Genomic DNA, 6,000 nt, shown 5'->3' on the forward strand with positions numbered 1-6,000 from the left:
GCGGCCGTCCCGGGGTCCTTCGCGGTGGGGGTGGGGTGCGTCTTCACAGCTGGGCCGTCCTCCGCCGCCGGACGAGCAGGATGAACACCGGGCCGCCGATGAGCGCGGTGACCACGCCGACCTGGACCTCGGCGGGCCGGGCGACGATCCGTCCGATCACGTCCGAGCCGAGCAGCAGCACGGGCGACAGCACGGTGGCGTAGGGCAGGATCCAGCGCAGGTCGGGCCCGGTGAACGAGCGCACCACGTGCGGGACCATGAGACCGACGAAGACGATCGGGCCACAGGCGGCGGTGGCCGCCCCGCACAGCACGGTCGCGGCGAGCATCGCCAGCGCCCGGGTGCGGTGCAGACGGGCGCCGAGGGCGCGCGCGGTGTCGTCGCCCATCGACAGGGCGTTCAGCGGCCGGGCCAGCAGCAGCGCGAGCGCGGTACCGGCGACACAGAAGGGCAGCACCTGGACGACGGTCTCGTTGCCGGCGGAGGCCAGAGAGCCCACGGTCCAGAACCGCATCCGGCCCAGCGCCGCGTCGTCCGTGATCATCACGGCCTGGACATAGCCGTAGAGCGCGGCGCCGATCGCCGTACCGGCCAGCGCGAGCCGCACCGGCGTGGCGCCCCTGCTGCCGCCGAGGAACCACACCAGCGCTCCCACCGCGGCGGCGCCGAGGAAGGCGAACCACACATAGCCGCTCAGGCTGGTCACGCCGAAGTAGGTGATCGCGGTGACCACGGCGGCCGACGCGCCCGCGTTGATGCCGAGGATGCCCGGGTCGGCCAGCGGATTGCGGGTGAGCGCCTGGAGCACGGCACCGGCCAGGCCGAGCGCGGACCCGGCGAGCAGCCCGAGCAGGGTGCGCGAGAGCCGCTGGCCGACCACGACGTCGCCGTACGTCCCCGAGTCCTGGAACAGTCCGTGCCAGACCTGGGCCGGACTCAGCCCTTTGGCGCCGATCGCGATGCTCGCCAGGGCGACGAGCAGCAGCAGCGCGGCGGACGCGAGCAGCCCGGCGGCGCGCGCCCCGCGACGGCTCGGGGGTGCGGCGGCCCGCGCCGCGCGCTCTTCGGGGGGACTGTCGACCAACACCTGGTTAGGGTAACCTAACCCCTCCCCTGGCCTCGACAGTGCGTCACAGCCCCAGGCGGGCCAGCGCCTTCTCGCTCTCCAGCGCACACGCCTGCGCGCCGCCCGCCGTCCACGCCGCCGCGCACAACGCCCGCAGCCCGTCCAGCGGTTGACCCTCACCGGCCAGCTCCAGCCGGTCGGCACCCGCCGTCGCCGTCCACCCGCCGCACCGGAAACCCTCACCCGTCCGGGTGACTTCCGGCTGCCCGGTGAGCAGCCCGCGCAGATCGGCGTCGACATACGTCGGCCGGTGCTCGGGCGGGGCGGCCAGCAGCCGCGCCCCGTCGGTCACCCCGGTCAGCACGAGCAGCGAGTCCACCCCGCCGTTGAACGCGCCCTCGATGTCCGTGTCCAGCCGGTCGCCGACCACCAGCGGACGCCGCGCCCCGGTGCGCAGCACCGTCTCGCGGTGCATGGGCGGCAGCGGCTTGCCCGCCACCTGCGGCTCCGCGCCCGTGGCGATCCGGACCACCTCCACCGCCGCGCCGTTGCCCGGGGCGATGCCGCGCGCGCTCGGGATCGTCAGGTCCGTGTTGGAGGCGAACCACGGCACCCCGCGCGCGACGGCATACGCCGCCTCCGCGAACCGCCCCCACGGCATCTCGGGACCGCCGTACCCCTGGGCCACGGCCGCCGGGTCGTCGTCGGCCGAATCCACCGGCTCCAGGCCGCGTTCGCGCAGCGCCACCCGCAGCCCCTCACCCCCGATGACCAGCACCCGCGCCCCCTGCGGCAGCTGATCGGCGATCAGCCGGGCCACCGCCTGCGCCGAGGTGACGACGTCCGACGCCTCGGCCCGTATCCCCAGGTCGGTCAGGTGCGCGGCCACCGCGTCCGGGGTGCGCAGGGCGTTGTTGGTGACGTACGCCAGGTGTATGCCGCCCGCGCGGGCGGCGGCGAGCGAGTCCACCGCGTGCGCGATGGCCTCACCCCCCGCGTACACCACCCCGTCCAGGTCGAGCAGCGCCGTGTCGTACGCCTCGCTCAGCGCCCGCGCACTGCCCTCGGGACCGGTCCTGACGCCCTGACTCATTCCGCATCGCTCCTCGTGTGCCGGTTTCCCCCGATCATCCCCCATGCCACTGACACACGTACGATGCCGGGATGAACACAGCAGGTCACTCGCCGGCAACACCGCGCCGCGGCCTCGACCTCACTCCGTTCCGGGGCCTCCGCTACGACCCCGACCGGGTCGGCAGTCTGGCCGCCGTGACGTCGCCCCCCTACGACGTCGTCGTACGCCCCGACGGACTGCACCACCTCCAGTCCGCCGACCCCCACAACATCGTCCGGCTGATCCTGCCCCAGGCCGGCACGCCCGACGCCCGCAACGAACAGGCCGCCGACACCCTGCGCCGCTGGCTCGCCGAGGGCGTCCTGACCACCGACCCGGAACCCGGCCTGTACGTCTACGAGCAGCGCGACGGCGACGGCATGCTGCAACGCGGCCTGATCGGCGCGCTGCGCGTCTCGGACCCGGCGGAGGGCGTGGTGCTGCCGCACGAGGACGTGATGCCCCATGTCGTCGCCGACCGTGCCGCCCTGATGCGCGCGACCAGCGCCAACCTGGAACCGCTGCTGCTGACCTACCGCGGCAACGGCTCCACCGCCGCGACGACCGTGATCATCGAACGCACCGCCGAACGGCCCCCGCTGCTGTCCACCACCACCGAGGACGGCTTCAGCCACCGCCTGTGGGCCCTCACCGACCCCGCCGACCTGGCCGGGATCCGGGAGGACCTGGCCGCGCACCAGGCCCTGATCGCCGACGGCCACCACCGCTGGGCCACCTACCGCCGCCTGCGCGCGGAACACCCCTCGCCCAGCGCCTGGGACTACGGACTCGTCCTGCTGGTCGACACCGCCCGCTATCCGCTCCGGGTCCGAGCCATCCACCGCCTGCTGCACGGACTGCCGGTCGCCGACGCGCTGACGGCGCTCGGCGGCCACTTCCGGGTGCGGCGGCTGGACGGGACGCCCCTGGCCAAGGCGCTGGAGGTGCTGGCGGACGCGGCCTGCGCGGGCAACGCCTTCCTCCTCGCGGGCGACGGCTCCTTCCATCTGGTGGACCGCCCCGATCCCGGTCTCCTGGACCGGACGGTCCCCGCCGACCGTCCGGCGGCCTGGCGCAGGCTCGACGCGACCGTTCTGCACGCCACGCTCCTGGAGCACGTCTGGGGCATCCCCGAGGACGATCCCGCCCGTATCGCCTACATCCACGACACCGCCGCCACCGTGGCGAAGGCCGAACGCGACGGCGGGACGGCCGTCCTGCTGCACCCGGTCCGCGAGGACGTGGTGCGCGAGCTGGCCCGGCAGGGCGTCACGATGCCCCGCAAGTCGACGTCGTTCGGCCCGAAACCGGCGTCGGGACTGGTGCTGCGGGCACTGGAGCCGTGACGGCGCAGAGCCCGTGACAGACGAAGGGCGGGCCCCGGTCGGTGTCGACCGGGGCCCGCCCTCTGTCACTCTCGCCGTCACTCTCGCGGCGCAAGGACGCTCAAGGAGTTCAGTCCTTGTCGGCGCCTTCGTCGTTCTTGGCCTCGACGGCGGTCTTGGCCTCGGCGTCGTCGGCGTTCTCGGCGTCGTCGGCGTCCTCGGCGCCGCTGTGCTGCGGGGCGGCTTCGGGCTCGTCGGCCTTGTCCGTCGCGGCAGCCTTGTCCGTCGTATCGGCCGTGTCGTTCTCGCCGTCCTCGTCGAGCGCGTCGGTGAACTCCACGCCGTCCAGCTCGGCCAGGCGGTCCGACGCGTCGGTGCTGCCGTCCCGGTCGGCCTCGACGGCCTTCGCGAACCACTCGCGCGCCTCGGGCTCCCGGCCGGCGGCCAGCAGCGCGTCGGCGTAGGCGTACCGGAGCCGGGCGGTCCACGGCTGGACGGAGTTCGAGGCCAGCTCGGGGCTCTGGAGCGTCACGATGGCCGCGTCCAGCTGGTCCATGTCGCGCCGGGCACCGGCCGCGACGAGCCGCATCTCCACCTGCCCGGCCTTGTCGAGCTTGTGCACCTCGGGGGCACCGGCCATGTCCAGCGCCTTCTCCGGCCGGCCGAGCCCGCGCTCGCAGTCCGCCATGACGGGCCACAGTTCCACGTTGCCGGTCATCCGCCGCGCGGCCCGGAACTCCGCCAGCGCCTCGCTGTACTTCTGGCTCGCGTACGCGGCGAACCCGGCCGCCTCGCGCACGGCCGCGACACGCGACGCCAGCCGCAGCGCGACCCTGGAGTAGCCGTAGGCGCCCTCCGGGTCCTCGTCGATCAGCCGGGCGACCATCACCAGGTTCCTGGCGACATCCTCGGCGAGCGTCTTCGGCAGGCTCTGCAACTCCTGCCGTACGTCCTTGTCGATCTCGTCGCCGGTGACCTCCTCCGGGATCGGCAGCCGCTTGATCGGCTCCCGGTCGCGGTCGCGGTCCCGCTCGTCACGGAACCGGCCGCCGCCACGGCGGTCGTCGCGACGGTCGTCCCTGCGGTCGTCCCGCCGGTCGTCACGACGGTAGGACGGGCGGTCGCCCTCGCGGCGGAACCCACCCGGACGTCCCCCGCGGTCACCGCGATCGTCGCGGCGGAAGCCACCGGGACGGCCACCCCGGTCGTCACGGCGGTCATCCCGGCGGTCGTCACGACCGCCACGGAAGCCACCGCGGTCACCACGGTCACCGCGGTCGTCACGGCGGTCGTCCCGCCGGTCATCACGACGGTAGGCGGGGCGGTCACCGCTGTCACGGCGGAACCCACCACGGTCGTTGTCCCGCCGGTCGTCGCGACGGTCGTCCCGCCGGTAGGTGGGCCGGTCACCGCTGTCACGACGGAAGCCACCACGGTCGCCGCCGGGGCGGTCGTCCCTGCGGTCGTCGCGACGGTAGGTAGGACGGTCGCCGCCCTCGCGGCGGAAACCACCGCGGTCGCCGCTGTCCCGGCGGTCGTCACGACCGCCACGGAAGCCACCGCGGTCGCCACGGTCATCACGACGGTCGTCCCTGCGGTCATCACGACGAGCGCCGTACCCACCGCGGTCACGGTCACGGTCGTCGCGACGACCGTACCCACGGTCGTCGTCACGACGGGCGCCGTACCCGCCACGGGTGTCGTCGCGACGGTCGTCACGGCGGTCGTCCCGCCGGTCATCGCGACGGTAGGTGGGCCGGTCGCCGCTGTCACGGCGGAAGCCACCACGGTCGCCGCCGGGGCGGTCGTCCCTGCGGTCGTCGCGACGGTAGGTAGGACGGTCGCCGCCCTCACGGCGGAAACCGCCACGGTCGCCGCTGTCCCGGCGGTCGTCACGACCACCACGGAAGCCACCACGGTCGCCACGGTCATCACGACGGTCGTCCCGCCGGTCATCACGACGGTAGGTGGGCCGGTCACCGCTGTCACGACGGAACCCACCACGGTCGCCGCCGGGGCGGTCGCCGCGGTCGGGACGGTCCGAGCGGTCGTCGCGACGGCCGCCGTACCCACCGCGGTCACGGTCACGGTCGTCCCGCCGGCCGTACCCACGGTCGTCGTCACGACGACCGGTGTAGCCACCACGGTCGTCGCTGCGGCGCGGCCCGCCGCGGAAGCCGCCACGGTCACCGCGTTCGCCGCGGTCACCAACGTCCCGGCGGCGCTGATCGCGCTCCGGACGCTCGTCGGGAGAGTTGGTGGACATCGGTGACTCCTGTCTGCTGTACCGCAAAGTCATTCTCACGCAACCGGGTACCCGGCGCGCTCCAAGCTGTGTGTGATGAAAAACAAAAGGACCCCTGGTCCCAGCTGAACGCTGGTGACCAGGGGTCCTCCAAAGATTGTTCGGCGGTGTCCTACTCTCCCACAGGGTCCCCCCTGCAGTACCATCGGCGCTGTGAGGCTTAGCTTCCGGGTTCGGAATGTAACCGGGC

General features: G+C 73.8%; 4 protein-coding genes, 1 rRNA gene and 1 pseudogene. 1 reads left to right on the forward strand and 5 read right to left on the reverse strand.

What is annotated here, in order from left to right; all coding sequences use genetic code 11:
• Positions 1 to 43: 43 nt before the first annotated feature.
• Together ACWDYF_RS16715 and ACWDYF_RS16720 are read right to left on the reverse strand one after the other, a co-directional pair.
• Positions 44 to 1,087, reverse strand: coding sequence for a FecCD family ABC transporter permease (locus tag ACWDYF_RS16715; protein ID WP_389463948.1), 1,044 nt, complete (start codon positions 1,085 to 1,087; stop codon positions 44 to 46).
• Positions 1,088 to 1,130: 43 nt separating this feature from the next.
• A complete protein-coding gene (locus tag ACWDYF_RS16720) occupies positions 1,131 to 2,159 on the reverse strand; it encodes an HAD-IIA family hydrolase (protein ID WP_389463946.1) in 1,029 nt (342 codons plus the stop codon).
• Between the two features lie 71 nt (positions 2,160 to 2,230).
• Here ACWDYF_RS16720 and ACWDYF_RS16725 point away from each other — a divergent pair, with 71 nt between their 5' ends.
• The gene (locus ACWDYF_RS16725; protein ID WP_389463944.1) at positions 2,231 to 3,526 is read left to right on the forward strand and encodes a DUF1015 domain-containing protein; all 1,296 of its coding nucleotides are present in this window, start codon (positions 2,231 to 2,233) and stop codon (positions 3,524 to 3,526) included.
• A 109-nt stretch (positions 3,527 to 3,635) separates the two neighbouring features.
• Here ACWDYF_RS16725 and ACWDYF_RS16730 read toward each other — a convergent pair whose 3' ends face one another.
• From ACWDYF_RS16730 to rrf, 3 genes and pseudogenes are all read right to left on the reverse strand, one after another.
• Positions 3,636 to 4,499, reverse strand: a complete 864-nt coding sequence (locus ACWDYF_RS16730) for a tetratricopeptide repeat protein (RefSeq protein WP_389464279.1) — start codon at positions 4,497 to 4,499, stop codon at positions 3,636 to 3,638.
• A gap of 72 nt (positions 4,500 to 4,571) precedes the next feature.
• A pseudogene (locus ACWDYF_RS16735) lies at positions 4,572 to 5,153 on the reverse strand (DEAD/DEAH box helicase); the annotation flags it as partial.
• A 756-nt stretch (positions 5,154 to 5,909) separates the two neighbouring features.
• Positions 5,910 to 6,000 (reverse strand): 5S ribosomal RNA (gene rrf / locus ACWDYF_RS16740); the annotation flags it as partial.

This window comes from Streptomyces sp. NPDC003284 (assembly GCF_053589675.1).

Excerpts from the sequence above, each read along its gene's own strand:
- ACWDYF_RS16720 (WP_389463946.1), bottom strand. The coding sequence starts at position 2,159 with ATGAGTCAGGGCGTCAGGACCGGTCCCGAGGGCAGTGCGCGGGCGCTG.
- ACWDYF_RS16725 (WP_389463944.1), top strand. The coding sequence starts at position 2,231 with ATGAACACAGCAGGTCACTCGCCGGCAACACCGCGCCGCGGCCTCGAC.